Origin of the sequence: Salinigranum sp., from assembly GCF_041641895.1 — an archaeon.
GTDB lineage: Archaea > Halobacteriota > Halobacteria > Halobacteriales > Haloferacaceae > Salinigranum.
Genome location: NZ_JBEPXO010000058.1, coordinates 1 through 24,355, shown reverse-complemented (window position 1 = coordinate 24,355; position 24,355 = coordinate 1). Strand labels below are relative to the sequence as shown.

Here is a 24,355-nt window from a genome sequence, read left to right as displayed (position 1 = left end):
CAGCGAGGAGGGCACCGAGCGAGGCGAGTACCTGTCGGCGTTGCATACCACCACCCACAACCTATCAGTTGTTAAGTGTGTCGGAGAGAATTATGCGACTGGCGCCCCTCAGAGAGCGTCTGACGAGCGTCTTGCAATTATTTGTATTCCGATACTTAGAGCGCCCGGCTCGCGCGGCGGCTCCGGCTCTGGCTGGGGCGGCTCGCGGCCGCCGACCCGAGCTGGTGGTACGCTTCGGCGGCGACGCCGAGCCAGGCCGAGAGGAGTGCGGCGCCGACGACGACGCCGAGTCCGAACTCGACCACCGGGGGGAGCACGTACGAGAAGCTGGCACCGACGACGGCGAGCGCGGCCGGAACGACGAGCGCGAGCGCCGCCGTCACCAGTTCGAGCCGGTTGTCCGCGGCACGCTGCCAGCTCTGTTGGAGCGCCGCGAGGACGCCGACGTCCTCCGCGGCGAGGACGCTGGGGACGAGGAGGAGGTGGCCCGCGACGACGACGCCCGGGACGACCAGCAGGGCCGTCCCGACGGCGACGGCCACGGCGGCGACGACGGACCCGACGAGGACGGCGATGGTTGCAGGCACGATGCGGTGGGTGAGACACTCGACCGGGTCGGTCCAGCGCGAGACCGACCGACCGAGGAGCCGACGACTGCCGGCGACGACGGCGACGGACCCGACGAGGAGCGTCACCAGCACGACGAGCACGGCGGCCACGGGGGTGACCGGGAGGACGACTCCGTACTCGGCGACGGTTCCGCCGGTCGGGAGGGAGGTGCCGGCGGCGGCGGTGAGGAGGGTGTTGACTGCTGCGTTGAACGACGCGAGGGCGAGGACGAAGCTGGCGAAGAGTGCCGCTCCAGCGGGGGAGGTGACCCGTCGAACGCCCCGTACGACGAGTGTTCGTGCGTGTACGGACATCGTCCGAACACATTCACGCTAACCGTATAATTCTGCGTGCGACGGACGTCAGACGAACGGCGTCGCCGGCCGACCACTCGGGAGAATCCGAACGCACAAGACGTCGGCGGACCCGAGCGAAGGTATGCAGGTCGATGCGGTCGTCCTCGACATCGACGGTGTGCTCGTCGACGTCGCCGACTCCTACCGGCGGGCCATCGTCGAGTCCATCGAGCGAGTGTACGAGGCGACGCTCTCCCCGGATGCCATCCAGGCGTTCAAGGACGCCGGTGGCTTCAACAACGACTGGGAACTCACCTACGCGGCCGCGCTGTTCGTCCTCGCCGGGCGCGAAGGGTACGACGCCGACGTCGAGACGTTCACGAGCGGCATCGCCGAGGCCGGTGGTGGGCTGTCCGCCGCCGAGTCGGTCGTCGAGGCCGCACTCTCGACGGCGGAACACGACCGTGTCCGCGCCGCGTGGGACCCATCGCGACTCCGGCGCGTGTTCCAGGCGCTGTATCTGGGGAGCGACCGCTACCGGGCGCTTGAGGGTGAGGAACCGCCGTTCGAGTCGCGGGGGTACATCCACGACGAACCGGTGCTCGCGACCGAGGGAGCGCTGAAACGACTGGCGTCGGCGTACGACCTCGGCGTGTTGACCGGCCGCCCGGCCGCGGAAGCCGACATCGCGCTCGACCGGGTCGGCCTCGCCGTTCCGGACGACCACCGGTTCACGATGGACGACTGGGAGGAGGGGAAACCCCACCCGCACGCGCTCGTGACGCTCGCCGAGCGGTTCGACGCCGACCGTGTCGCCTTCGCGGGCGACACCCTCGACGACGTCCGGACGGCCGTCAACGCCAGTGAGGCGGACCCGGGCCGCGAGTACTACGGCATCGGCGTCCTCACCGGCGGACTGCAGGGGAGCGAAGGCCGGGAGAAGTTCGTCGCCGCGGGCGCGGCCGCGGTGGTCGAGACGGTCAACGACCTCTCGGCGCTGTTCGGCGACCTCTGAACTCAGCGTATTTATCGACGGCCTCCGAGAGGGTCGGTATGGGCCGCTTCCCGGCGTACGTCGTCACGATGCTCGCCCTCGACCTCCTCGGGATGTCGCTCGCCGTCGGACTCTTTCCTCCCGACGCGTTCACACAGACCGTCGCGCTCGGCGCGACGCTCCTCGTCGCACCGCTCGTCGCGTACTGGCTGGTCTACCGTGGTGGGTTCGAGCGTCTCAGTCTCGGTCGCCTGGTCGGGCAGGGGACGGACGACGAACGCGAGTGACGTTTCGCCAGGGGCAACCACGACCGGTCACGCAACGCTTACCTCACGGCCGTCCCCGAATCCAACCATGCGCATCGCACTGCTGGGCGGAACGGGCGACATCGGCCAGGGACTCGCGCTCCGGTGGGCGTACGACACGGATCACGAGGTCCTGATCGGGTCGCGCGACCCCGACCGCGCACGCCAGAAGGCCGAAGAGTATCTGACCGAACTGGACAGTCGCGGCGTCGAGGCGAACGTGAAGGGGTTCGCCAACGAGATGGCCGCCGACCGCGCACGCGTCGTCGTCCTCGCGGTCCCCCCGTACCACGTCGACGACACCGTCTCCGCCGTCGCGGACTCCCTCTCGGCGGGCGACATCCTCGTCTCGCCGGCGACGGGCATCAAGCGCGACGACGAGGGCTTCCACTACCACCGCCCCGGCGCGGGGTCGGTGACACAGATTGTCGCCGACGCCGCCCCCGAGGGCGTCCACGTCGTCGGCGCGTTCCACAACCTCGCGGCCGGCCGACTCGCGGACCTCGACGCCGAACTCGGCATCGACACGCTCGTCGTCGGTGACGACCCGGACGCGACGGACATGGTCTCGCGTCTCGCTGAGGAGATAGTGGGCCTCCGAGCGCTCGACGCTGGCGGTATCGCCAACGCTCCGGAGATCGAAGCACTGACGCCGCTCCTCATCAACGTCGCCCAAGAGAACGAGGGAATGCACGACCTGGGCGTGCGGTTCCAGTAGTCGGCGGGCACGGACTTTTTCCGAGGAGGTCGGAGAACGAAGTACAGCAGTCCGCGCGCAGTCGAGAAGAGCGAGCGGGTGCGCGCGGGAGAGGAGGGGACGACCGAACGGAGTGAGGGAGTGCCCGAGTCGGCCGAGGAGGGCGTGGCCACAGCGCCCTGGCGACCGCCGCTGTACTCGTCGTCCGAAGTCGTCGTAGGTCACCGGGTGTCGACGACGCCGACCACTCAGAACCGCGCTTCGAGTTCGTCCCGCAGGTCCTCGACGCTCAGGTCGTTCATCGCCAGGAGCACGAGCAGGTGGTAGACGAAGTCGGCGGACTCGTGCAGCAGTTCCTCGTGGTCGTCGTCCTTCGCCGCCAGGACGAGTTCGGTCGTCTCCTCGCCGAGTTTCTCCAGGACGGCGTTCTCGCCCTTCTCGTGAGTGAACAGCGAGGCGGTGTACGACCCCTCGGGTAAGTCGCGCTTGCGCTGTTCGATGGTGGAGAAGAGGGAGTCGAGGACGTCTCCCGCGTCGCCCGCGTCGGGGCCGTCGGTGTCGGCGTCGTCGGTCATGTCGGGACGGACACCCCGGAGGAGCGAAAAGCCTGCGTCTTCGGTCCGTCGGCCGACTACTCGCCGAACGACCGCTCGCCGAACGACCACCCGTCAGTCCGCCGCCTCGGTCACGAGATCCGCGAAGAACGCCAGACGGTGGAGACGGACGTCGTCAGTGAGTTCGGGGTGGAACGACGTCCCGACGACGGGGCCGTCGCGGACGGCGACCGGTCGGCCCTCCCACTCCGCGACGACGTCGACGTCGTCGCCCACGTCGTCGATGAGCGGCGCGCGGATGAACACGGCGGGGAACGGGTCGTCGAGGCCGTCGACGTCGAGTGGGGCCTCGAAGCTGTCGACCTGTCGGCCGAATGCGTTGCGGTCGACCGTCACGTCGACGACGTCGAGCGTCTCGACGCGGTCGTCCTTCGCGTCGCGGGCGGCGACGATGAGGCCGGCGCAGGTGGCCAGAACGGGCTTGCCGGCGGCGACGTGGTCCTGTACCTCCGAGGTGATTCCCTCCTGCTGGAGGAGTCGGGAGATGGTCGTCGACTCGCCGCCCGGCAGCAGGAGGACGTCGCAGTCGGGGACGACGCCGGCGTGTCGTATCTCGTGGACCGTCGCCTCCTCGCCGTGAGCGGCGGCGGCCCGTTCGATGGCCCGTGCGTGCTCCGAGACGTCGCCCTGGACGGCGATGACGCCCGCGTGAATCATACGCAGAGGTGAGGAGTCGACCGACAAAAAGGGCGCGTCACGCGCCCGCCGATTGACGAGCGTCGGGACGGGACTAGGTGTCCTCTTCGGTCGAGACGGATGTCGTCGACGGCGCGCGAACCTACAGCGCGACGACGTTCAGCACCATCACGAGGACGCCGAAGAGGAGTCCGAACGCCACGACGGTCTTGGGGTCGATACGAATCGCGTTACGGTCCTCCGCGTCGAAGTAGCGGACGAGTCCCGCGCTCGACATCAGACCGCCACTGTTCTGTCCACTGCTCATACCCACCGGTGTGGGCGTCGAGCGCGTAAACGTTTCGTTCACCATCGAGGGGCCGGGCGGGGAGCGCGCGGACGGAAGGAGAGCGGGCAGAAGAGACTGGGAGGGACTCGGAGAGAGTGGAGCGGACTGGAGCGGAGTGGGAAATCCTTATCTTGCCGAGTTGGCAATCATCGTGACGCAATGAGCGTCCGACTCAAGGATTTCTACGCCGACTGGTGCGGCCCGTGCAAGCAACAAGACGCCATCCTCGAGGAAATCGTCGCCGAGTGGGGCGACGACCTCGAACTCGAGAAAGTCGACGTCGACGAGAAGCAGGACGTCGCCAACGAGTACCAGGTCCGGTCGCTCCCGACGCTCGTCGTCGAGAACGAAGAGGGCGTCGTCGACCGCTTCGTCGGCGTCACCCAGCGCGAGGACATCGAGGCCGCACTCTCGGAAGCCTCGGCGTAGCGCTCCTCCCACCGTGCTGACGTCCGTCTCGCAAGGGTTTTCACGCCGAATCCTGTACCGAGAGGCATGGCGAGTTTCGACGCTGCCGAGAGACGGACGCTGAGCAAACAGATCTGTATGCGCTGCAACGCGCGGAACCCCCAGCGCGCCACGAGTTGCCGCAAGTGCGGCTACAAGAACCTCCGTCCGAAGTCGAAAGAACGCCGGGCGGCCTGAGTCCGGGCCACGAGCGCTCGTCGACGGCACTCTCTTCTCGATGCGACGCGCGGCGACTGGAGAGCGGCGCGTCCGTGTGAGACGCAGCGGGCGACGCGGCCCTACTCGCCGGGATACTTCGGCTGACGCAGTTCCGCCCGCGAGAGCGCCCGCTCGACGACGTCACGCACGGAGTCGCCGTCCTCGTCCGCCCGGAAGACGTCGCCGTGACCGGCGTACATCGCGGTGACGGAGTCGGGGAGTCGGTCGAGGAGCGTTCCGAGGCTCGCGATGAGTCGCTCGCGCGACTGTCCGGCCATGTCCGTCCGCCCGAAACTCCCGTCGTCGTACGCGCCGTCGTTGTAGACGACGACGTCGCCGCTGAACAGGCGCGTCTCGGAGACGAGCGAGACGTGGTCGGCCGCGTGACCGGGCGTGTACACGACGTCGAACGCCTCGTCGCCCATCGCGACCGTGTCTCCGTCCTCGAGGGCGTCCGTCCGGTGAGGGTGCGCGGCGTAGGCGAACACGTCGGGGTCGAACGCGTCGACCACCTCGTCCAGCCGACCGACGTGGTCGGAGTGCTGGTGGGTGAGGACGACCCGGTCGAGCGTGTCGGTGTGCTCGGCGACGACGTCCGCGACACCGGGCATGGTCCCCGCGTCGACGAGCGTCGACGTCTCGCCGGGCACGAAGTACGCGTTACAGGTGAACTGGTCGGCGTCGGCGGTGACGAGAACGACGGCTTCGCTCATGGCCGGTCCTCACGGGCCAGTGGGTTAAAACGGGGAGGTCGGGAGGTCGTATCGAGCGAGGTGGCGGCAAAATCTAACGCCGAACGTTCGTGAAAACTGCCGTGCAGTTTTTTGCCGACGAATCGACTAGTCCTAGACGACATGGGGTTCGGTAGCTACGACGAGTCCGAGCAAGAGAAACAGGAGATAGACGCCGACTACGACGAGGACGACGCGGAGCAGACGGAGCGAAACACCCACGACGGGTCCGTCGAGTTCGACATCGGGGCATCGAACGACGAACTCCTCGACCGACTGCAGGACATCAAACAGACAGAGGACTGACCGTGACGTGAAGTCCGGAACCCGTGCCGTCGGCGTCGCGGCGTCCGACGGCGCGAGCGAGGGCGACCCGTCGGTGCTCTGTGGTGCGGCCGTCCGCGCCGACCGGGTCGTCGACGGCTTCTCCTTCGCGACGTGTACCGTCGGGGGGACCGACGCGACCGACGCCATCGCGTCCCTCCCGGTCCTCGAGCGCGAGGACGTCCAGTACGTCTTGCTCGCGGGTGTCGCCCCCGCCTGGTTCAACCTGATCGACCTCTCTCGTCTGGCCGGGACCGTCGGCCGTCCGGTGCTCTCCGTCTCGTTCGAGGAGAGCGCTGGGCTCGAACCCGCCCTCCGAGAGGCGTTCGCCGACGAAGCGCTCGCAGGCCGCCTCGAAACCTACGAGCGGCTTCCCCCTCGAGAGCGCGTGACGGTGAACGACGAGACGGTGTTCGTCCGGGCGGTCGACTGTGACGACGCACGGGCGGTCGTCCGCGCGTTCACGCCCGAAGGAGGGCGTCCGGAACCGCTCCGGGTCGCACGGCTGGCGGCACGTGGTGCGCGACGGTGGTCGCTCGACGGGAAACGAACCCCCGGCAGGGAGTGACGCGGTCCCGGGGCTCGACGACCGAGATTAAGTAGACTCGGACCTGCCCCCCGGTATGGACACCGAACCCGGCGTCGAGTTCGACGGCCGCTGTGTGACGGCGTGCGAGCGCTGTCCGGACCTCGTCGAGTCGCGGAGTCGCATCGTCAACGGCGTCGGCCCCGACGACGCCGACGTCGTCTTCGTCGGCGAGGGACCCGGGGCGACTGAAGACGAGGAAGGCGAACCGTTCGTCGGTCGGTCGGGGAACGTTCTCGACGAGGCGTTGCGCGACGCCGGCCTCTCGCGAGCGGACGTCCGCATCACGAACTGCGTCCGGTGCCGACCGCCGGAGAACCGCGACCCCACGACGGAGGAACTCGGGAACTGCCGTGAGTTCCTCGAGGCCGAACTCCAGTCGGTCGCGCCGGACGTCGTCGTGACTCTCGGGAAGGTCCCCTCACAGCACCTCCTCGAACGGTCGGTGGCCGTGACGAAGGAGGCGGGGAGCGTCCACGACGTCCGAATCGGCGAGGCGACGACGCGTCTCCTCGTCTCCGTCCACCCGGCTGCGACGCTGTACGACCGGAGTCAGCGGGAGGGGTTCTTCGAGACCATCGCCGAGGCCGCCCGTCTCGCGGGCGTCCGAGAGGGCGGGGACGGACAGTCGAGCCTCGGTGACTTCTGACCCCGACTCAGGTGACCTCGACCGACTCAGCCCGCCGGGTGCGTTCGGCCGCGTCGGTCTGCTCTCGCCGGTCGGCCGCCCGTCGGTGTTCGCGCAGGTGCGCGTGGAGGTCCGTCGCCGTCTTCAGTCCGACCAGGAGGACCAGGGCGGCGACGGGCGCGCCGACCGTGTCGACTGCGAACGCACCGAGGACGATGGTGACGTGGAGGACGACGACGCGCCGGTACGGCTCTTTCATCTGGACGCCGGGGGACGTCGCGCGGTACTCCTCGTCACCGACGAAGTTGACGAGGAACGAGGCGGTGTGGCTCACGACCATGCCGCCGAGACCCAAGAGGACGGTGAGGAGCCCGAACCCCCCCGAGAAGGGGTCGGGCACGAACACGGTGAAGACGAAGACGCCGTGGACGACCCAGAAGACGCCGTAGTGCGTGAGAAAGAACCCCGCGATGGACGTGTTCTCGGCGTAGAGGTGGAGGCCATCCCTCGGGGCGCTGGGGCCCGAGAGGTCGACCCGGCGGCCGTTGATGCTGGCGGTGAAGTTCTCGGGGACCTCGGAGCCGGCGGCGAGCAGTATCTTGGGGAGGTTCAACGCGCCGATGACGCCACTCTCGAGCCAGTAGATGACCATGACGACCGAGAGCTGCCACCCGAAGAAGAGGACGCCGAGGAGGGGGACCACGTTGGCCGCGACCAGCCCCGCGACGGCCAGCGGCGACGAGTCGCGAGGTGACGGCAGACGCATGGTGAGAGAACGTCCGTCGACGTCATAAGTCGCGTGCCCCGACCTGCGGGCGGCAGACGTCCGTCGGCAGTGTTATGACTGTGAATGACTAACATAGGAGGTTGTGTCGAAACGACTCGACTGTCCGATGGAGGGGTGTCACGCGAGTATCGAAGGCGAGAGCGAAGCGGAGGTCATGGCGCAGGCCGAAGAGCACGCCGCGACCGCACATCCGGAACTGACGCTCGACGAGGAGACGGCCGCGAGCATCCGGTCGAAAATCGTCGAGGTCTGAGCCGGGGGCAGTGTCGTCCGGACGGGAACGCACCTGACCGCGACTGGCCGACGTCTCGTGTGAGTAGGTCGAGAGCCGCCGAGGGGACGCTCGCGTCCGTGGTCACGGCCGGCAGCGGGCGCTGAAACCTCCGCTCGGCGATGCGCGGACTCGAACGCGCGGGCGCCGACGCGAGTAGCACGGCGTACCGCCGGCCCGTGCTCCGGAACGCCGACCGTGCGAGGCGAGGACAGGACAGAAGACTGATTAATCAACAGTATCAACTGACCTATAGATTGATCAGTCGACCAGAGTGTGTCGGTTCGGAGTCGAATCCGGCTCCGGTGGCAGGTCGAACGTAGCGTATGGAACCGGAACCAGAGCCGGAGCCGTCGATGGAACGGCGCAGGCTGCTTCTCGGGGCCGCTACGGTGACCTGCGTCGGCACTGGTGTGACGAACTGGCGGACGGAGTGGAGTGCCAGTAGTGCACGGACGAGTCCCGTCGAGCGAGGACCGACCGTCGGTGTGGAACCAGTGGCGACGGGCTTCGACCAGCCGCTAGCGCTCGACTCCCACGCGGACAGCGACGTCCTGTACGTCGCGGACAAGACCGGAACGATACACGTCGCCGACGGCGAGGGTCAGGTCGACCCCATGCTCGACATCCGCGACCGGATGGCCGAGCGGAAGTCCTGGGAGCAGGGGTTGCTCGGGTTCGCCCTCCACCCCTCGTTCGGGCGGACGCGCAAGTTCTACGTGCGGTACAGCGCCCCGAAGCGCCCGGGGATGCCCGAGGGGGTCAGCCACACGTTCGTGCTCTCGGAGTTCGTGGCGACACCCGACCTCCGGGACACCGAACCCGACTCCGAGCGGACGGTCCTGGAGATTCCCCAGCAGGGGCTGACGCACAACGCGGGGGGAATCGCGTTCGGCCCGGACGGGTGCCTCTACGTCGGCGTCGGCGACGGCGAGTCCGGGAACGGTGACCGCGGCCCTGGACACGCGAGCGACTGGTACCTGCTGAACGGCGGGGGGAACGGACAGAACGTCACCGACAACCTCCTCGGGAGCGTTCTCCGAGTCGACGTCGACGACCGCTCCGACGGGAAAGGGTACGCGGTGCCGGACGACAACCCGCTGGTCGGACGCGACGGACTCGACGAGCAGTACGCCTGGGGGTTCCGGAACCCGTACACGCTCGCGTTCGACGGACAGGAACTGTACGTTGGCGACGTGGGCCAGTCGCGGTTCGAGGAGATCAACCGCATCCGGCGAGGTGGCAACTACGGGTGGAACGTCCGGGAAGGACGGAGCTGTTTCTCCAACCGTCTGCTCCTCAAGGCGCTCGCGAAGCTGCCGGGCGTGAAGCGCTCGTATCCGGTCTGTCCACGGACGACCCGGTCCGGTGAGCCGCTCGTCGACCCGGTCGTCTCCTACCCACACCACCGCGACGGCGAGCAGTTCGGGGCGGCCGTCGTCGCCGGCTACCGGTACCGCGGAACGGCGGTGCCGGCGCTCGATGGTGAGTACGTGTTCGGCGACCTGGTCGGGGGCGTGTTCGTCACGACACCGCGCGACGACAGCGACGGGCCCTGGCCCATCCAGTCCGTACAGCTGTCGACCCCCGGGTCGGAACCCTTCCGGGAGCAACCCCTCTCGTTCGGCCGCGACACCGACGGTGAGATGTACGTGCTGACGACGCGGTTCTCTCCCGGGTCGGGACGCGTGTGGAAGTTCGTCGAGGGAGAGGAGTAGACGCGACAGGCCGCCGGAAGGGACTGTCCGAACGGAAACGCACTTGAGCGCGACCGGTGTACGTCCCGTATGAGCATACCGGAACCCGCCGAGGAGACGCTCGCGTCCGTCGTCATCGTCGACTACGGACTCGGCAACCTCCGCTCGGCGATGCGCGGACTCGAACGCGCGGGCGCCGACGTCACCATCTCCGACGACCCCGCGTCGTTCGAGGAGTGCGACGGCATCGTTCTCCCCGGGGTCGGGGCGTTCAGCGAGGGGATGGAGAACGCGGGCCCGTTCCGCGACGCCCTCGCGGCGGCCGCGTCCGACGGCGTGCCCGTGTTCGGAATCTGTCTCGGGATGCAGATGCTTCTCACCTCGAGCGAGGAGGCCGACCACGCCGGCGAGGGTGAGGTCGAGGGGCTCGACTTCATCCCCGGACGGAACCGCCGGTTCGACGAGGGACAGAAGGTGCCGCACATGGGCTGGAACGAACTCGACGTGCAGCGGGACCACCCTCTCGTCGAGGGGGTAGACGGTGGCTACGCCTACTTCGTCCACTCGTACTACGCCGCCCCCGAGGACGAGGAGGCGGTGGTGGCGACCACCGACTACGGCGTCGACTTCCCCTCGGTCGTCACCAACGAGACGGGGACCGTCTTCGGGACGCAGTTCCACCCGGAGAAGTCCGGCGAGACGGGACTGCGAATCCTCCGGAACTTCGTCGAACTCTGCGCGGACCGGTAGTCCGACCGCCGAGAGTTATCCACGCGGGCCACGTCTATCGGTACATGACGGACGACGCGACCGACGAACGCCACGTCGTGACGGTGTTCCTCCGCAACGCGGGCGAGGTGCTCCTCCTCAGACGGAGCGACCGGGTCGGAACCTACGCCGGGCGGTGGGACGCCGTCTCGGGCTACGCCGAGGGCGATCCCGAGGCGGCCGCACGGTGGGAAGTCGGCGAGGAGACCGGTCTCGCCGACGCCGCGACACCAGTCCGTCGCGGCGACCCGCTCTCGTTCACCGACGACGACCTCTCGGTCCGGTGGGTCGTCCACCCGTTCGTCTTCGACTGTACCGACCGCGGCGCGACGCCGAACGAGGAAGTCGCGGAGACGGCGTGGGTCGCGCCACCCGAGATTCGGCGGCGTGAGACGGTCCCGAAGCTCTGGGAGGCGTACGACCGCGTCCGACCGAGCGTCGGGTCGGTCGCGACCGACACCGAACACGGGTCCGCGTGGCTCTCGCTCCGCGCACTCGAAGTGCTTCGCGACGAGGCGGGACTGGTGAGCGGGCGAGGCGAGGCGGGGTGGACGTCGCTCGTCGCCGTCGCCACCGACCTGCTCGACGCCCGTCCGAGCATGACCGCGCTCTCGAACCGGGTGAACCGGACGATGAGCGAGGCCGACGGGACGCCCGAGGGGGTCGAACGCGCCGCACGCGAAGGAATCGGACGTGCACTCGACGCCGACCGGCACGCCGCCCGAACGATGGCCGAGCGCGTCACCGGCGAGTGCGTCCTCACGCTCTCGCGGTCGGGGACGGTCGAGCGCGCGCTCGTCGGGGAGACAGCGGAGGCGGAGAGGGAGACAAGAACGACGAGGGGCCCCGCACGCGTCGTCGTCGCCGAGTCGCGCCCGGCCCGTGAGGGCGTCGGGGTGGCCGAGCGACTCGCGGGCGCAGGCGTCGACGTGACGCTCGTCACGGACGCGGCGGTCGCACACGTCCTGAGCGGAGGACTCGGACACGGGGTCGACCGGGTGGTCGTCGGAGCTGACACCCTCTTTCCGGACGGAAGCGTCCTGAACAAGACGGGGACGCGGGGTGTCGCGACGGCGGCGGCGAACGAGGGCGTCCCCGTCGACGTGGTGGCGGCGACGGACAAGGTGGCGACGGCGGAGACCGTCGAGGGAGAAGAGGGGCCTGTGGAGGCGGTGTACGACGGCGACGCGGACATCGACGTGGCGAACCCGACGTTCGACCGGACGCCCGCGGCGTTCGTCGACGGCGTCGTCACCGAGCGTGGCGTCCTCGACGCCGAGGGGGTCGCCGAGGTGGCCGACGAGTTGCGGGCGCTCGCGGCGTGGCAGACGAGTGCGTAGCCCGACGCGTTTTTCTCGGGCCCCGGTCAAGAGACGACGAGATGAAAGCCGTCACCCTCGGTCCCGCCGGGACGTACTCCCATCGCGCGGCGAGCGCCGTCGCCGACGAGGTTGAGTTCCGCGAGTCGGTCACCGCTATCATCGAGTCGGTCGCAGAGGGAGCGTACGAGCGCGGCGTCGTCCCCATCGAGAACAGTATCGAGGGCTCCGTCACCGAGAGTCTAGACGCCCTCGCGGAGTACGAGGTGGCCGTCACCCAGGAAATCGTCACGCCCATCCGCCACGCGCTGCTGGCGCAGGGACCCGACTTCTCGACCGTGGCGAGCCACTCGCAGGCGCTGGCACAGTGCCGCGCCTACCTCGAATCGGAGTACCCCGACGTCGCGCTGGAGGCCGTCGCCTCGACGGCACGCGGGGTCCAGCGGGCGCGCGACGACGCGTCCGTGGCCGGCATCGGCCATCCCGACAACGCGGGCGATACCCTCGACATCCTCGCCGAGGACATTCAGGACCGCTCCTCGAACGCGACGCGGTTCCTCGTCATCGCGCCGAAGTCGGAACGGTCCGACGCCGGCGGGAAGAGTTCCATCGTCGTCTACCCGAACGCCAACTACCCCGGCCTGCTCCTCGAACTGCTGGAGGCGTTCGCCGAACGCGACATCAACCTCTCGCGCATCGAGTCGCGGCCGTCCGGGAACCGCCTGGGCGACTACCTGTTCCACATCGACTTCGAGGCCGGCCTCTACGAGTCGCGGGCACAGGAGGCAGTCGCCGACGTCGAGGGGATCGCCGAGAAGGGCTGGGTCCGGAAGCTCGGGTCGTACGACTCGCGACACGTCGTGTGAGCGTTGGCGAGCCACACGAGTGAGCGAGTGAGCGAGTGGGTCGGTGATAGCGTGGCCTCGTCGCGTCCGCGTACCGCAACGGCCTCCCTCGGTCGTTCGACGTCCTTCCCCGCGCTGTCGCGACACGGCACGTCCCCTGTCCCGAACAGCGAACCACCGAACCGCGGGTAAGGCTCAAATCCGTCGCCGACGTACCGACAGGTGAGATGGTTGACAGACCGAACCCGTTCGACGACATCGAGCGGTTCTTCGACCAGATGAATCGCACGTTCAGCGACAACGTCCCGACCCGCCCGCACGAGATGGCCGTCGACGTCGCCGAGACGGACGAGGAAATCGTCGTCTCGGCCGACCTCCCCGGCTTCGAGCGCAACGAGGTGACCATCTCGCTGGCCGGCCGAGACCTCACCATCGACGCCGACCACGAGGAGGAGAGCGAAACGTCGGCGGGTGACGACGAGACACGGTACGTCCGCCGCGAGCGGACCCACCGCTCCGTCTCCCGGACCGTCCGCCTGCCCGACGAGGTGGACGAGGAGGCGGCGCACGCGTCGTACACCAACGGCGTCCTCACCGTCACCCTCCCGCGGGAGACCGTCGAGCAAGAGGACGAGTCTCACACCATCGACATCAGCTGAGACGGCCACGCGGTGGCGGCTGCCCGGCCGATTTCTTCCGAATCGCTGAGAGCCCGTGTTCACGTAGTAGCAGCTCCCAGTATGCTATTTACCATCACGTATCCTACAATATTTAATACGCCAGCGCGCCTCTTACGGGGCTGATCAGCAATGATGCGACGTTCCAACTTCGGTGACAACCCGTTCGATTTCGAGCGAATGTTCGAGCGCATGAACCGCCAGTTCGAGGAGATGAACCGCCAGTTCGCCCGGTTCGCCGACTCCCGCCCCGCGCTAGAGGTCGGTGACTCGCTGCCCGCCGCGTGGAACCAGGGCGGCATCCAGGTCGACGTCGCCGAACGCGACGACACCGTCGTCGTCACGGCTGACCTGCCTGGCTTCGAGAAGAGCGAAATCGACCTCTCGGTGGCTAACGACGCCCTGACCATCCGCGCCGAGCACGACGTCGAGGACGCGTACGAGTCCGAGAACTACGTCCGCCGCGAGCGCCGACAGCACTCCGTCCGCCGCACCATCCCCCTCCCCGTCGACGTCCGCGAGGAGGAGGCAAGCGCGTCGTACACCAACGGCGTCCTCACCGTCACCCTCCCCACCGTCGAAACCGACGACGGGGACGAGGACAGCCACCACATCGACATCGAGTAAGCACGCGGCCCTCCCGCAGAGCCGCACACTGCGGTCGGTCCCGCCCTCCCCCCTCACTCTGGGCCCCGTCTTCCGTTCCGTCTGTCTTCGTCCGTCTTCGTCCGGCTTCGTCCGGCTTCCGTTCCGTCTGTCTTCGTCCGGCTTCGTCCGGCTTCTGTCCCGTCCGTCTTCGTCCGGCTTCCGTTCGCTCTGTCTCTCACCCCCTCGCGTTCGCCGCCGTCGTTCGGTCGGTTCCTCTCCCTCGGACTCGTCGTGCCTCGACCCCTCTTCACTCGTCCTGCTTCGTGCCCTCTCACTCGTCGTGTGTCGTCCGCGCCTCGTCCGCGTCGGAGCACTCGACGACGTACTCGACCGCCGTCTCGACCGGCCGCTGCCAGTCGTCGGGCAGGTCACCGTCGGCACGAGGGGGAGCCAGCGGGAGCGTCACCCCGTGGTAGGAGACGTGGGGGAACGACGCCGCGAGACGGTCGCCGACGAACTCGGGTCCGCGCGCTTCGAGGAGACGCCGCCGCTGGCGAGGTCGTACGAGGTGGTGAACAGTTGGACGACGACGACGGCTCGAGTCGGCGACTCCGAGAGCACGCCCTCTGCGAGATGTCGGAAGAGCGTGCCCGTGTTGGCGACCGGGTCCGCACGACGCCACTCGAGTTCGACGAAGACGAGCGTCGACTCGGAGACACCGGCCACGTCGACACGAGTGCCGTCGAGGTCGTACTCGGTCCGCCAGTCGAGGCCGGGACGGACCGCGGCGAGTCGGTCTCGGAGTCTCGCCTGTACCTGCGACGCGTGCTCGCCCATCGACCGCCAGCTCGCCCGGGGCCCACCTGAAGCTTTCTCACTCGGACCACAGGCTGGAGACGGACGGTATAGCAGTAGTTTTAGGCCGCGGAGACGGACGAGGGGATATGGATTACGACCCGCAGGAACTCGAGGAGCGCTGGCGGGAGCGCTGGGCCGAGACGGGCCGGTACGAGCCCGACCCCGGTGGGGACGACGAGGACGTGACGTTCCTCACGGTGCCGTACCCGTACCCCAGCGGTGGGATGCACATCGGACACGCCCGGACGTACACCGTCCCGGACGTCTACGCCCGGTACCGACGCCAGCAGGGCGACACGGTGCTGTTCCCCATCGCGTGGCACGTCACGGGGACGCCCATCATCGGCGCCGTCGAACGGCTGAAGAAGGGTGAGGAGAAACAGCTCTCGGTCCTCCGCGACACGTACAACGTGCCCGAGGACACCCTCCAGGAGTTAGAGACGCCGATGGGGTACGCCCGCTACTTCATCGAGAACCACTACAAACACGGGATGAAGCAACTGGGCCTCTCGGTCGACTGGCGCCGGGAGTTCACCACCAACGACGACCACTACTCGCAGTTCATCACGTGGCAGTACGAGACGCTCCGCGACCGGGGACTGCTGGAGAAGGGGCTCCACCCCGTCAAGTACTGCACGAACGAGGAGCAGCCGGTCACGACCCACGACCTCCTCGAGGGGGAGGAAGCCGAGTTCCAGGAGTACACGCTGGTCCGGTTCGGCTGGGAGGACGAGGGTGAGGACGTCGTCGTCCCGATGGCGACGCTCCGGCCCGAGACGGTCAAGGGCGTGACGAACGCCTACATCGACCCCGACGCCGACTACGCCCTCGCCACCGTCGACGGCGAGACGTGGCTCGTCTCCGCGAAGGCGGTGGAGAAGCTCCGCTTGCAGGACCACGCAGTCGACGTGCGCGAGGAGTTCACGGGCGAGCGACTCGTCGGTGAGGAGGTCGAGAACCCCATCACGGGCGACGCCGTTCTGGTGCTCCCGGCGGCGTTCGTCGACGCCGACAACGCCACCGGCGTCGTGATGTCCGTCCCGGCGCACTCGCCGGACGACTACGTCGCCCTCGGGGAGGCGAAGGCTGACCACGAGCGGATGGAGCGGTACGGCATCGACCCCGGGCGAGTCGAGTCCATCGAACCGATTCCCATCCTCGAAATCGAAGGGTACGGCGAGATTCCCGCGAAGGACGCCGTCGAGGAACACGGCATCGAGTCTTCGGACGACCCCGCGCTGGAGGCGGCGACCAAGGAGCTGTACAACCGCGAGTTCCACGCCGGTCGGCTGCTCGACATGTACGACGAGTTCGCGGGCGAAGTCGTCGAGGACGTCCGCGGGCGGTTCCGCGAGCACTACCGCGACGCGGGCGCGTTCGGGTCGATGCAGGAGTTCTCCGAGGAGGTCATTTGCCGCTGTGGCGGCGAGGTGGCCGTCGCCAAACAGGACACGTGGTTCCTGCGGTACAACGACGAGGCGTGGAAGCAGAAGACCAAAGAGGTCGTCGAGGGGATGGAGTGCATCCCCGAGAACACGCGCGGGGAGTACACTCACACCATCGACTGGCTGAACGAGTGGCCCTGCATCCGGAACTACGGGCTGGGGACCCGGCTCCCGTGGGACCGCGACTTCGTCATCGAGCCGCTGTCGGACTCGACCATCTACATGGCGTACTACACGCTGGCGCACCGGATTCAGGATCTGCCAGCCGAGGACCTCGACCGGGAGTTCTTCGACGCGCTCTTCTACGGCCCCGACGCCGTCGACGACCCCGACGAACGGGCGCTGCAGTTGCGCGAGGAGTGGGCGTACTGGTACCCCGTCGACTACCGGTTCTCGGCGAACGACCTCATCTCGAACCACCTCACGTTCTACCTGTTCCACCACGCCGAACTGTTCGACCCCGAGAACTGGCCGCAGGGGATCGTCATCATGGGGATGGGCCTGCTCGAGGGCGAGAAGATGTCCTCCTCGAAGGGCCACGTCGTGCTCCCCGGCGCGGCCATCGAGGAGTACGGTGCGGACACGGTCCGCTTCTTCCTCCTCAACTCGGCGGAGCCGTGGCAGGACTACGACTGGCGCGCCGAGCAGGTCGAGAGCGTCCGGAACCAGCTCGGACGGTTCTGGAACCGCGCGACGGAACTCGTCGACGAGGAGAGCGAGGAGTCGACCCTGGGTGACGACGGGGAGGGTCCCGCGGCAGTACCCGACAGCCTCGAACGCGTCGACCACTGGCTCCTCTCGAAGCTCCAGGAGACGGTCCGAGAGGTCACAGAGGCGATGGACAACGCCGAGACGCGCTCGGCGTCGCAGGCCGCCTTCTACAACTTCGAGGAGCACCTGCGGTGGTACCGCCGGCGCGCCGACCTCGACCGGGAGGGCGCACAGTGGACCCTCCGGCACGTCCTCGAGACGCGGCTCAGACTGCTGGCCCCGTTCGTACCGTTCCTCGCGAACGAACTCCACGAACGGCTGACGGGGACGCCGGCGGAAGACGCCCCGTGGCCCGTCGCCGACACCGACCTCGAACGCGAGTCGGTCGAAATCGAGGAACGGCAGATAGAGCGACTCACCGACGACGTCAACGACATCGTCGACGTGACGGGCACCGACCCCGCGGTCATCAGGGTGTACGTGGCCGCCGACTGGAAGCACGACGTGTTCGAGACGGTAGCCGAGGTGGGCGACGACGTCGGCGCGGTGATGGGTCAGGTCATGCAAAGCGAGACCCTCCGCGAGCGGGGGAACGAGGTGAACGACCTCGTCCAGGAACTCACGGGACAGGTCCGCGGCCTCGACGACGGGGCCGCCGCGACGATGACCGGTCTCGACGAGTACGCCGTCTACGAGGAGGCGATTCCGTTCCTCGAACGGGAGTTCGACGCGGCGGTCGAACTCTACCGCGAGGACGACGCCGACCTGGTCGATCCCGCCGGCCGTGCGAGCGGCGCGGTCCCGTTCCGGCCGGCGGTTCACATCGAGTAACTCGCAGACCGGCCACGTCTCGACCTCGGGGCGGAAGGTCCGCCCCGGTCGGAAGAACTGTTATTCCCTCCGCCCACCTATGCGCTGACATGAGTACGGACACCGAAGCCGACGTGCAACCGGCCGACGACGCGGGGGTTCTGACGAAAGCCTACCGGAGCGTCTCACCCCGGTACCAGTCGCACGGGAACACCGAGATGGACTCCATCGGCTGGGCGCTGTTCCTCGGTATCCTCGTGTTACTCGTCCCGCTGTTGCCGTTCCTCCTCATCGTCTGGGTACTGGAGCGAAGTGTCAGGGCGCTGGCGGCTGTTCGCGGACGCGACTGAACTGACCGTCGCGGGTCGAAACGGCAGGCGCCGCGGTCAGTCCGTCGTCCGCGCGGCGAGGTCCGAGAGCGTCTCGGCCGTCCGGAGGTCGGTGAGGGTACAGTACCACGCCCCCCGGACGCCGTTCCGGTCGTTCACGACGGGTGAAGAGAGCGCGACGAGGTCGTCGAGTTCGAAGACCACGATCCGGTCCTCGTCGGAGAACGGGTCGACGAGCGCCTCCCAGTCGGCCGTCGTCAGCGGCCCCCGCTCGCCCCGCCGCTGGTCGGTCCGGGCGACCACGCGGGCGTAGTGCGTCACGGCCGAGACGGGAGCGGTCCGGTAGAAGGCCATGTAGGTGAACGGTGCGCGCGTCCGGTCGTACGAGGCAGGGGCCGGATACCGGCCGTCGCGACAGCGTTCGAACGTCGCCGGGCGAGTCGCGACGACGCAGACGCGCGCGTCGTCGGACGCGTCCCGCGTGGAGTCCATGCCGTCGGTCAGGGCGTGCGGCGACAAGTGTGCAGCGGCCGACGACGGCGGTGAGTGTCAGGAGCGATAGTCCGGCCCGCAGATAGCAGCGTCAGCGTTCAACGAGTGGGGCGACGTTCTCTCGGACATGCGACGGCGCGAGGTCCTCCGAGGCGTCGGCGTACTCGCCGGCGTCGTCGGCGTCGGTGGCGCCGTCTCCACGGCCGACGCACAGCGAGGGACGACGGTTCGGCAGGTGGTCGACGACGGCGTGCGACGGCCACGGTCGGTGCTGACCGTCGACCTCTCGGAGCGCGTCGACGCCGTCGACGCCGACCGAGTGCGCGTCCGGACGTACATCGTCGAACCGCAGTCGGGCCGGAGGCGACGGCGACTGCTAGACGTGCTCGAGGCGACAGTGACGCCGACGGGAGTTCGACTGGTCGTCGACGGGCCGGTCAGCCAGGGGGCGGTGGTCTCGTTCGGCGGCGCGGGCCTCGTCGTGGACGGCCGCCCGCGCGGGTCGTTCACGCGAGCACTGGACGGGCCGCTCCTCTCACTGGAGCGGGCCACCCAGTGGTTCAAGGCGTACGAGCCGACGAACCCCGACTACTTCGCGCCCGCGATGTACCCCGACGGCGCCCCACCCGGCGACGGCGTCGACGACGACTCCGACGGGGTTCGCGAACGGCTCGCGGCACACCTCGACCGCTTCGTCGGGCGTGACCGACTCACCCCCGGGGAGCGTGACCGGGCGCTCGCCCGGTTCGACGACCCCGACGTCCGGAACCGGTTCGTCGACCGGGAGGGTGCCTTCGACGCCGAGGCGCTGGCGGGTGTGCTCGCGAACCCGGGGACGGTCGCACGCGGCGTCGACAGCGTCATCCTCGACGGGGAGAACGAGTTCGGCCGCCCCTACGCGGTCCAGCGACGACCGACCCTCTCGGGCGGGTGTATGGAGGTCCTCGTCGAGGACGGCGACCCGACGATTCTCGTCGACCCGGTCCTCGACGGCGAACCGTTCGTCGTCCTCGCGCCGCTGTTCGCCCACGAGGGGTTCCACCAGGACCTCTCGGTCGGTCTCGACGAGGAGGTCATCGCCACGTATCTGGAGACGCTCGTCTGGGCCGAACACGTCCTCGCCGACCCGGCGACCGCTCGGCTCGGGACGCGGAAGGCGCGGCAGGCGAACACGAGGCTCCTCGTCGCGATGAACTCCGGCGGGCGATCGTTCCCCGACGTGGGGCTGTCCGCCGCACCGCACCGGCAGTCGGGGACGAACGCCGCCCCCAACGCCTCGGTGTCGGTCGCGGACTTCGCCTCGTTCGTCGAGTCGAAGTACGGCCGGACGCCTCAGGGGTCCTCGGCGGGGAGCGCGTACGCCCGTCAGGTCCTCGGTCGGGTCACCGGGACGACGGTGTCGACGCTCGGGTTCGACGCCGAGACGCGTCGATATCTCGACGAACGGACGCGGCTGTTCTCTGCAACCGACGTCGGAATCCTCCTCGCGGCCCTCGAACTCCGACCGGCACCGTCGGCCGCGGTGGACACGGCGGTCACGCCCGACCCGGTCGCCGTCGCCGACGCCGACGCAGTCGCGTCTGGCGACCGGGTCGGCACGGGGGACGCGAACGTCGAGTGGAGTCGAGTCGACGCCTGTGGGACCTGCCTCCGGTCGGGCGTCGAGGGCTGACGACGAGCGGCGTCGCCTCAGAGGCCGAAGAAGTCGAACGGCGTCCCGTTGTCGTTCTCCGTCGCGTGTTCGTAGACGACGTGTGCCGCGGCGACGTCCTGAATGGCGAGTCCCGTCGAATCGAAGACCGTGACGCCGTCGGCGTCGATGCGTCCCGCTTTCTCCCCGACGACGACCTGCCCGATTTCGCCGTAGATGTCGTCGTCGGTGAGGACGCCTCGGCTGTAGGGGACGTTGACCTCTCCCGAGTGGGTACACTGCTCGTGGTCGTCGATGACGATTTTCGCGTCGAGGAGGAGGTCGTCTGCGAGTTCGTGCTTGCCGGCGGCGTCGGCCCCCATCGCGTTGACGTGGGTGTGGTCGCCCACTTCGTTGACGATGGGTGACTCGACGGGCGTGACCGTCGAGAGGACGTCGCACGCGGCCGCCTCCTCGACGGAGCCGCCGCGGACGTCGAAGCGGTCCTCGAACGTCTCGACGAACCGCCGGACCCGGTCGTCGTCGAGGTCGGAGATGACCACCCGTTCGATGTCACGGACGGTGGAGATGGCCTCCAACTGGGTGTACGCCTGGACGCCGGCGCCGACGATACCGAGCGAGTCGGCGTCGGCGACGGCGAGGTGGTCGGTGGCGACGGCCGCCGCCGCGCCCGTCCGCTTCATCGTGAGTTCGCGGCCGTCCATGATGGCCAGCGGGTAGGCGTTGCGCGGGTCGGAGTAGATCATCGTCCCGAGGACCGTGGGCAGGTCGTACTCCGCGTTGTTGTCGGTGTGGACGTTCACCCACTTGATGCCCGCCGCGTCCCAGTCTCCGGCGGCGCGGGACTCGTCCGAACCGCCCTGACTCGCGGAGAGTTCGCCGCCACGGACGTCGAGGTATGCGGGCATCGACCGGAAGTCGCCGTTGTACTGGGGGAGGTCGATGTAGGACTTCGCGGGCATCTGTGCGTGGCCGCGCTCGTAGGCGGCGAACGCCTCTTCGATAGCGACGATGAGCTCCGGATACTGCGTGTTGTGGTCGACGTCGTCGCTGTCGAGGAGAAGGGTGTGCATACTCGCCCTTTACGCGAGGGCTACTTAACTCATGCTAAATCAGCATACAAGTACAATAATCTAGCGCAGAAACGAACCGAGTACAACTAATCAATCCAGTTTCGATTTCAGTCCGAGGTGGCGTCCCGGCGCGACGATCAGTCGAGCGGCGTCCACTCCCCGACAGCGTCGACGGCCCCCTCGCCGCGGAACGCGCGCCCGTCGTCGGTCACTCGGAACCGGAAGCTACCGTCGGTGAGCGACCGCAGGACGTCGACGTGTTCCGTCTCGTGACGGGTCGGGTCGACGACGAACGTCCCCAAGTGTCCGTGCTGTCGGACGCGACCCGTCAGGACGTGGAGGAACGCGAAGGTGCGTTCGGCGCCCAGTCGCTCGAGGACGGGCGAGAGCGAGACCAGCCCGAGTCGCACCCGGTCGGTCCCAATCGAGCGGAGGTGGTTCGTGATGCCGATGCCGATACCGGTGATGTCGGCCGGCGAGGCGGCCGCCTCGACGTGGGTCGGGGAGAGAGGACCGACGTCGCGGGACATCCCGGACGTCGAGGCGTCGACCACGAACAGGTGGTCGAGCGCCTCGGGGTCGGCGAGCACCGACTGGTACCGCTCGACGACCGTTCCGGCCTCCGCCTCCGTCGTGACGAGGACGACACGTTCGGCCGCCTGCGGTGCCTGCGCGAGGATTCGGTAGACGACGTCGGGCGCGCCGCTCGCGTCGTCGCCGACGAGGAGGAGGTTCGTCCCGTCCGGAACCGAGTCCAGCGACGGGTGAGTCACGGCGTCACCGACTGCGTAGGAACTGGCCGGACCGGGGGCCGTCACCCGTCACCCCCTCCGGACGGGCGGAGCGGTGCCGCGGCGGCCTGTGACGCCCCGGGCGATGGAACCGACCGCATACCAGACCGTCAACAGGTGCGCACATAAATGTCACTGGCGGGATCACAGGCAGCGCGACGACGGAGCGACGGCTCGCCACGAGGACGCGCGAAGAAACGAGAGACGGGTGGTCGAGTGGCGGTTCGGGGGTCGGTGGCGTGGAACGGCCGTGTCGGGTGGAGCCGACGGTTTAGAGTCTGTCGTGGACCGACGTCACATCGCGCCGCCCATACCGCCCATGCCGCCCATACCGCCCATGCCGCCGGCACCGCCTTCCTCGTCGTCACCCTTGTCGGTGGAGAGGTCGCCGGCAGCGATGATGTCGTCGATTTTGAGGACGAGGTTCGCGGCCTCGGTGGCCGAAGAGAGCGCCTGCTCCTTCGAGTGGGCCGGTTCGACGACACCCGCGTCGAACGTGTCGACGACGTCGCCGCTGAAGACGTTCAGGCCGGCGCGGACCTGGCCGTCCTCGTGGGCGGCGCGGAGGTCGACGAGCGTGTCGATGGCGTCGAGACCGGCGTTCTCGGCGAGGACGCGCGGGACGAGTTCGAGCGCATCCGCGAAGGCCTCGACGGCGAGCTGCTCGCGGCCCTCGACGGAGTCAGCGTAGTCGCGGAGCCGGGAGGCGAGTTCGACCTCGATGGCACCGCCGCCCGCGACGACGCGGCCGTCGGTGACGGTCGAGGTGACGACGTCGAGCGCGTCGTTGATGCCGCGCTCGAGTTCGTCGACGACGTGGTCGGTGGAACCGCGCAGCAGCAGCGTGACGCCGTGTGCGTCGGGACCCTCGACGTAGAACAGCTCGTCCTGCTCGTCGCGGCGGACGGAGCCGTGCCCGAGGTCATCCGCGGTGGCGGAGTCGAGGTCCGAGACGATGGAGCCGCCGAGGACGTTCTTCAGGAACTTGATGTCGGACTTCTTCACGCGACGGACGGCGAGGATGCCCTTCTTCGCGAGGTAGTGCTGGGCGAGGTCGTCGATACCCTTCTGACAGAAGACGACGTTCGCGCCCGTGGCCTCGATCTGCTCGACCTTCTCCTTCAGCTGCGATTCCTCGCGGTCGAGGAACTTCTGGAGCTGGTCGGGCGAGTCGATGTTGACCTGCGTGTCGACGTCGGCCTCCTCGATTTCGATGGCCTCGTTGATGAGCATCACGTCGGCCTCGTCGAACTCGACCGGCATGTCCTCGTGGACGGGGTCCTTGTCGATGACCGCGCCCGTCAGGAGTTCGGACTCGCTCGCGGAGCGACCGGTCTGCGTCTCGATGTTGACGTTCTCCAGGTCGACCACGTAGGAGCCGTCGTCGGCCTCGACGGTGACCTGCTGGACGGCGCCGACGATGAGCTCCGCGAGGAGCTCCTTGTTGAGTTCGGCGCCCTTGCCGGTCATCGACGTCTCGGCGACCTTCTTCAGCAGCTCCTCGTCGTCGGGGTCGACGTGCTCCGCGATGTCGTCGATCTCCGCGCGGGCCTTCTCCGAGGCGAGGTGGAAGCCCTTGATGATGGCCGTCGGGTGGATGTCCTGCTCGAGGAGGTCCTCGGCGTTCTTCAGGAGTTCACCCGCGATGGCGACGGCCGTCGTCGTGCCGTCACCAGCCTCGTCCTCCTGGGTCTCGGCGACTTCGACGATCATCTCGGCCGTCGGGTTGTCGATGTCCATCTCCTTGAGGATGGTGACGCCGTCGTTCGTGATGGTGACGTCGCCCATCGAGTCGACGAGCATCTTGTCCATCCCTTTCGGGCCGAGTG

30 protein-coding genes are annotated in these 24,355 nt (G+C 68.4%); 18 read left to right on the top strand and 12 right to left on the bottom strand.

The features are described from left to right. Positions 1 to 155: 155 nt before the first annotated feature. On the bottom strand, positions 156 to 923 hold the full coding sequence (locus ACESK5_RS12975; protein WP_372912001.1) for a hypothetical protein: 768 nt from the start codon (positions 921 to 923) through the stop codon (positions 156 to 158). 124 nt (positions 924 to 1,047) lie between these two features. Here ACESK5_RS12975 and ACESK5_RS12970 point away from each other — a divergent pair, with 124 nt between their 5' ends. The 3 genes from ACESK5_RS12970 (at position 1,048) to npdG (ending at position 2,922) form a co-directional block, all read left to right on the top strand. After that, positions 1,048 to 1,920, top strand: coding sequence for a TIGR01548 family HAD-type hydrolase (locus ACESK5_RS12970; protein ID WP_372912000.1), 873 nt, complete (start codon positions 1,048 to 1,050; stop codon positions 1,918 to 1,920). Positions 1,921 to 1,958: 38 nt separating this feature from the next. Then, positions 1,959 to 2,186 carry a hypothetical protein gene (locus ACESK5_RS12965; protein WP_372911999.1) on the top strand — a complete coding sequence of 76 codons (228 nt, stop codon included), beginning with the start codon at positions 1,959 to 1,961 and terminating at the stop codon, positions 2,184 to 2,186. 67 nt (positions 2,187 to 2,253) lie between these two features. Then, on the top strand, positions 2,254 to 2,922 hold the full coding sequence (gene npdG / locus ACESK5_RS12960) for an NADPH-dependent F420 reductase (protein ID WP_372911998.1): 669 nt from the start codon (positions 2,254 to 2,256) through the stop codon (positions 2,920 to 2,922). A gap of 227 nt (positions 2,923 to 3,149) precedes the next feature. Here the strand turns inward: npdG and hisE are convergent, their stop codons facing one another. The 3 genes from hisE to ACESK5_RS12945 all read right to left on the bottom strand — a co-directional run bounded on the left by hisE (position 3,150) and on the right by ACESK5_RS12945 (position 4,458). Next, positions 3,150 to 3,476, bottom strand: a complete 327-nt coding sequence (gene hisE, locus ACESK5_RS12955) for a phosphoribosyl-ATP diphosphatase (RefSeq protein WP_372911997.1) — start codon at positions 3,474 to 3,476, stop codon at positions 3,150 to 3,152. A gap of 93 nt (positions 3,477 to 3,569) precedes the next feature. Further along, entirely contained in the window at positions 3,570 to 4,172 is a 603-nt protein-coding gene (gene pdxT, locus ACESK5_RS12950; protein ID WP_372911996.1) for a pyridoxal 5'-phosphate synthase glutaminase subunit PdxT, read from the bottom strand. A 121-nt stretch (positions 4,173 to 4,293) separates the two neighbouring features. After that, on the bottom strand, positions 4,294 to 4,458 hold the full coding sequence (locus ACESK5_RS12945) for a preprotein translocase subunit Sec61beta (RefSeq protein WP_103424023.1): 165 nt from the start codon (positions 4,456 to 4,458) through the stop codon (positions 4,294 to 4,296). Positions 4,459 to 4,638: 180 nt separating this feature from the next. Here ACESK5_RS12945 and ACESK5_RS12940 point away from each other — a divergent pair, with 180 nt between their 5' ends. Together ACESK5_RS12940 and ACESK5_RS12935 are read left to right on the top strand one after the other, a co-directional pair. Continuing rightward, the gene (locus ACESK5_RS12940; RefSeq protein WP_372911994.1) at positions 4,639 to 4,908 is read left to right on the top strand and encodes a thioredoxin family protein; all 270 of its coding nucleotides are present in this window, start codon (positions 4,639 to 4,641) and stop codon (positions 4,906 to 4,908) included. A 66-nt stretch (positions 4,909 to 4,974) separates the two neighbouring features. After that, entirely contained in the window at positions 4,975 to 5,124 is a 150-nt protein-coding gene (locus ACESK5_RS12935; protein ID WP_372911992.1) for a 50S ribosomal protein L40e, read from the top strand. 101 nt (positions 5,125 to 5,225) lie between these two features. Here the strand turns inward: ACESK5_RS12935 and ACESK5_RS12930 are convergent, their stop codons facing one another. Continuing rightward, entirely contained in the window at positions 5,226 to 5,858 is a 633-nt protein-coding gene (locus ACESK5_RS12930) for an MBL fold metallo-hydrolase (protein ID WP_372911991.1), read from the bottom strand. 141 nt (positions 5,859 to 5,999) lie between these two features. Here ACESK5_RS12930 and ACESK5_RS12925 point away from each other — a divergent pair, with 141 nt between their 5' ends. Genes ACESK5_RS12925 through ACESK5_RS12915 form a run of 3 tightly spaced genes read left to right on the top strand, consistent with a single transcriptional unit; the run spans position 6,000 to position 7,435 of the window. Beyond that, the gene (locus ACESK5_RS12925) at positions 6,000 to 6,182 is read left to right on the top strand and encodes a DUF5786 family protein (protein ID WP_372911990.1); all 183 of its coding nucleotides are present in this window, start codon (positions 6,000 to 6,002) and stop codon (positions 6,180 to 6,182) included. A 7-nt stretch (positions 6,183 to 6,189) separates the two neighbouring features. Further along, complete coding sequence (locus ACESK5_RS12920) at positions 6,190 to 6,768, top strand: DUF99 family protein (RefSeq protein WP_372911989.1); 579 nt, start codon at positions 6,190 to 6,192, stop codon at positions 6,766 to 6,768. A gap of 55 nt (positions 6,769 to 6,823) precedes the next feature. Further along, positions 6,824 to 7,435 carry a uracil-DNA glycosylase family protein gene (locus ACESK5_RS12915; RefSeq protein ID WP_372911988.1) on the top strand — a complete coding sequence of 204 codons (612 nt, stop codon included), beginning with the start codon at positions 6,824 to 6,826 and terminating at the stop codon, positions 7,433 to 7,435. Positions 7,436 to 7,442: 7 nt separating this feature from the next. Here ACESK5_RS12915 and ACESK5_RS12910 read toward each other — a convergent pair whose 3' ends face one another. Further along, on the bottom strand, positions 7,443 to 8,180 hold the full coding sequence (locus tag ACESK5_RS12910) for a DUF6498-containing protein (RefSeq protein ID WP_372911987.1): 738 nt from the start codon (positions 8,178 to 8,180) through the stop codon (positions 7,443 to 7,445). A 103-nt stretch (positions 8,181 to 8,283) separates the two neighbouring features. Between ACESK5_RS12910 and ACESK5_RS12905 the strand changes: the two genes are divergently transcribed. From ACESK5_RS12905 to hsp14, 7 genes are all read left to right on the top strand, one after another. Further along, positions 8,284 to 8,454: a DUF1059 domain-containing protein gene (locus ACESK5_RS12905; protein WP_372911986.1), complete on the top strand. Its 171-nt coding sequence runs from the start codon at positions 8,284 to 8,286 to the stop codon at positions 8,452 to 8,454. 344 nt (positions 8,455 to 8,798) lie between these two features. Beyond that, positions 8,799 to 10,190, top strand: coding sequence for a sorbosone dehydrogenase family protein (locus ACESK5_RS12900; protein ID WP_372911985.1), 1,392 nt, complete (start codon positions 8,799 to 8,801; stop codon positions 10,188 to 10,190). Between the two features lie 69 nt (positions 10,191 to 10,259). After that, a complete protein-coding gene (gene hisH / locus ACESK5_RS12895; protein ID WP_372911984.1) occupies positions 10,260 to 10,919 on the top strand; it encodes an imidazole glycerol phosphate synthase subunit HisH in 660 nt (219 codons plus the stop codon). Between the two features lie 44 nt (positions 10,920 to 10,963). Beyond that, the gene (locus ACESK5_RS12890; RefSeq protein WP_372911983.1) at positions 10,964 to 12,277 is read left to right on the top strand and encodes an NUDIX domain-containing protein; all 1,314 of its coding nucleotides are present in this window, start codon (positions 10,964 to 10,966) and stop codon (positions 12,275 to 12,277) included. Between the two features lie 41 nt (positions 12,278 to 12,318). Then, on the top strand, positions 12,319 to 13,122 hold the full coding sequence (gene pheA / locus ACESK5_RS12885) for a prephenate dehydratase (protein WP_372911982.1): 804 nt from the start codon (positions 12,319 to 12,321) through the stop codon (positions 13,120 to 13,122). A 206-nt stretch (positions 13,123 to 13,328) separates the two neighbouring features. Continuing rightward, the gene (locus ACESK5_RS12880) at positions 13,329 to 13,760 is read left to right on the top strand and encodes an Hsp20/alpha crystallin family protein (RefSeq protein WP_372911981.1); all 432 of its coding nucleotides are present in this window, start codon (positions 13,329 to 13,331) and stop codon (positions 13,758 to 13,760) included. A 150-nt stretch (positions 13,761 to 13,910) separates the two neighbouring features. Continuing rightward, positions 13,911 to 14,405, top strand: a complete 495-nt coding sequence (hsp14, locus tag ACESK5_RS12875) for an archaeal heat shock protein Hsp14 (protein WP_372911980.1) — start codon at positions 13,911 to 13,913, stop codon at positions 14,403 to 14,405. A 292-nt stretch (positions 14,406 to 14,697) separates the two neighbouring features. Here the strand turns inward: hsp14 and ACESK5_RS12870 are convergent, their stop codons facing one another. Further along, complete coding sequence (locus ACESK5_RS12870) at positions 14,698 to 14,832, bottom strand: hypothetical protein (protein ID WP_372911979.1); 135 nt, start codon at positions 14,830 to 14,832, stop codon at positions 14,698 to 14,700. Next, positions 14,829 to 15,203 carry a hypothetical protein gene (locus ACESK5_RS12865; RefSeq protein WP_372911978.1) on the bottom strand — a complete coding sequence of 125 codons (375 nt, stop codon included), beginning with the start codon at positions 15,201 to 15,203 and terminating at the stop codon, positions 14,829 to 14,831. Before ACESK5_RS12865 ends, ACESK5_RS12870 begins: the two co-directional genes overlap by 4 nt. A gap of 107 nt (positions 15,204 to 15,310) precedes the next feature. Here ACESK5_RS12865 and leuS point away from each other — a divergent pair, with 107 nt between their 5' ends. Next, complete coding sequence (gene leuS / locus ACESK5_RS12860) at positions 15,311 to 18,211, top strand: leucine--tRNA ligase (protein ID WP_372911977.1); 2,901 nt, start codon at positions 15,311 to 15,313, stop codon at positions 18,209 to 18,211. Positions 18,212 to 18,300: 89 nt separating this feature from the next. Continuing rightward, entirely contained in the window at positions 18,301 to 18,540 is a 240-nt protein-coding gene (locus ACESK5_RS12855) for a hypothetical protein (RefSeq protein WP_372911975.1), read from the top strand. Between the two features lie 36 nt (positions 18,541 to 18,576). Here the strand turns inward: ACESK5_RS12855 and ACESK5_RS12850 are convergent, their stop codons facing one another. Next, positions 18,577 to 19,011, bottom strand: coding sequence for a hypothetical protein (locus tag ACESK5_RS12850; protein ID WP_372911974.1), 435 nt, complete (start codon positions 19,009 to 19,011; stop codon positions 18,577 to 18,579). Between the two features lie 127 nt (positions 19,012 to 19,138). Between ACESK5_RS12850 and ACESK5_RS12845 the strand changes: the two genes are divergently transcribed. Then, positions 19,139 to 20,683, top strand: coding sequence for a hypothetical protein (locus tag ACESK5_RS12845; protein WP_372911973.1), 1,545 nt, complete (start codon positions 19,139 to 19,141; stop codon positions 20,681 to 20,683). A 17-nt stretch (positions 20,684 to 20,700) separates the two neighbouring features. Here ACESK5_RS12845 and ACESK5_RS12840 read toward each other — a convergent pair whose 3' ends face one another. The 3 genes from ACESK5_RS12840 to thsB form a co-directional block, all read right to left on the bottom strand. Then, positions 20,701 to 21,735 (bottom strand): ornithine cyclodeaminase family protein, encoded by a 1,035-nt coding sequence (locus ACESK5_RS12840; RefSeq protein WP_372911972.1) that lies wholly within the window; start codon positions 21,733 to 21,735, stop codon positions 20,701 to 20,703. A gap of 137 nt (positions 21,736 to 21,872) precedes the next feature. Further along, on the bottom strand, positions 21,873 to 22,508 hold the full coding sequence (locus ACESK5_RS12835) for a hypothetical protein (RefSeq protein ID WP_372911970.1): 636 nt from the start codon (positions 22,506 to 22,508) through the stop codon (positions 21,873 to 21,875). Positions 22,509 to 22,820: 312 nt separating this feature from the next. Continuing rightward, a partial coding sequence (gene thsB / locus ACESK5_RS12830) for a thermosome subunit beta (protein WP_372911969.1) occupies positions 22,821 to 24,355 on the bottom strand: 1,535 nt, incomplete at its 5' end.

What these genes read in the sequence shown, in the direction of transcription:
- ACESK5_RS12975 (WP_372912001.1), bottom strand. Translation starts at nt 923, where the DNA reads ATGTCCGTACACGCACGAACACTCGTCGTACGGGGCGTTCGACGGGTC.
- ACESK5_RS12970 (WP_372912000.1), top strand. Translation starts at nt 1,048, where the DNA reads ATGCAGGTCGATGCGGTCGTCCTCGACATCGACGGTGTGCTCGTCGAC.
- ACESK5_RS12965 (WP_372911999.1), top strand. Translation starts at nt 1,959, where the DNA reads ATGGGCCGCTTCCCGGCGTACGTCGTCACGATGCTCGCCCTCGACCTC.
- npdG (WP_372911998.1), top strand. Translation starts at nt 2,254, where the DNA reads ATGCGCATCGCACTGCTGGGCGGAACGGGCGACATCGGCCAGGGACTC.
- hisE (WP_372911997.1), bottom strand. Translation starts at nt 3,476, where the DNA reads ATGACCGACGACGCCGACACCGACGGCCCCGACGCGGGCGACGCGGGA.
- pdxT (WP_372911996.1), bottom strand. Translation starts at nt 4,172, where the DNA reads ATGATTCACGCGGGCGTCATCGCCGTCCAGGGCGACGTCTCGGAGCAC.
- ACESK5_RS12945 (WP_103424023.1), bottom strand. Translation starts at nt 4,458, where the DNA reads ATGAGCAGTGGACAGAACAGTGGCGGTCTGATGTCGAGCGCGGGACTC.
- ACESK5_RS12940 (WP_372911994.1), top strand. Translation starts at nt 4,639, where the DNA reads ATGAGCGTCCGACTCAAGGATTTCTACGCCGACTGGTGCGGCCCGTGC.
- ACESK5_RS12935 (WP_372911992.1), top strand. Translation starts at nt 4,975, where the DNA reads ATGGCGAGTTTCGACGCTGCCGAGAGACGGACGCTGAGCAAACAGATC.
- ACESK5_RS12930 (WP_372911991.1), bottom strand. Translation starts at nt 5,858, where the DNA reads ATGAGCGAAGCCGTCGTTCTCGTCACCGCCGACGCCGACCAGTTCACC.
- ACESK5_RS12925 (WP_372911990.1), top strand. Translation starts at nt 6,000, where the DNA reads ATGGGGTTCGGTAGCTACGACGAGTCCGAGCAAGAGAAACAGGAGATA.
- ACESK5_RS12915 (WP_372911988.1), top strand. Translation starts at nt 6,824, where the DNA reads ATGGACACCGAACCCGGCGTCGAGTTCGACGGCCGCTGTGTGACGGCG.
- ACESK5_RS12910 (WP_372911987.1), bottom strand. Translation starts at nt 8,180, where the DNA reads ATGCGTCTGCCGTCACCTCGCGACTCGTCGCCGCTGGCCGTCGCGGGG.
- ACESK5_RS12900 (WP_372911985.1), top strand. Translation starts at nt 8,799, where the DNA reads ATGGAACCGGAACCAGAGCCGGAGCCGTCGATGGAACGGCGCAGGCTG.
- hisH (WP_372911984.1), top strand. Translation starts at nt 10,260, where the DNA reads ATGAGCATACCGGAACCCGCCGAGGAGACGCTCGCGTCCGTCGTCATC.
- ACESK5_RS12890 (WP_372911983.1), top strand. Translation starts at nt 10,964, where the DNA reads ATGACGGACGACGCGACCGACGAACGCCACGTCGTGACGGTGTTCCTC.
- pheA (WP_372911982.1), top strand. Translation starts at nt 12,319, where the DNA reads ATGAAAGCCGTCACCCTCGGTCCCGCCGGGACGTACTCCCATCGCGCG.
- ACESK5_RS12880 (WP_372911981.1), top strand. Translation starts at nt 13,329, where the DNA reads ATGGTTGACAGACCGAACCCGTTCGACGACATCGAGCGGTTCTTCGAC.
- hsp14 (WP_372911980.1), top strand. Translation starts at nt 13,911, where the DNA reads ATGATGCGACGTTCCAACTTCGGTGACAACCCGTTCGATTTCGAGCGA.
- ACESK5_RS12865 (WP_372911978.1), bottom strand. Translation starts at nt 15,203, where the DNA reads ATGGGCGAGCACGCGTCGCAGGTACAGGCGAGACTCCGAGACCGACTC.
- leuS (WP_372911977.1), top strand. Translation starts at nt 15,311, where the DNA reads ATGGATTACGACCCGCAGGAACTCGAGGAGCGCTGGCGGGAGCGCTGG.
- ACESK5_RS12855 (WP_372911975.1), top strand. Translation starts at nt 18,301, where the DNA reads ATGAGTACGGACACCGAAGCCGACGTGCAACCGGCCGACGACGCGGGG.
- ACESK5_RS12850 (WP_372911974.1), bottom strand. Translation starts at nt 19,011, where the DNA reads ATGGACTCCACGCGGGACGCGTCCGACGACGCGCGCGTCTGCGTCGTC.
- ACESK5_RS12845 (WP_372911973.1), top strand. Translation starts at nt 19,139, where the DNA reads ATGCGACGGCGCGAGGTCCTCCGAGGCGTCGGCGTACTCGCCGGCGTC.
- ACESK5_RS12840 (WP_372911972.1), bottom strand. Translation starts at nt 21,735, where the DNA reads ATGCACACCCTTCTCCTCGACAGCGACGACGTCGACCACAACACGCAG.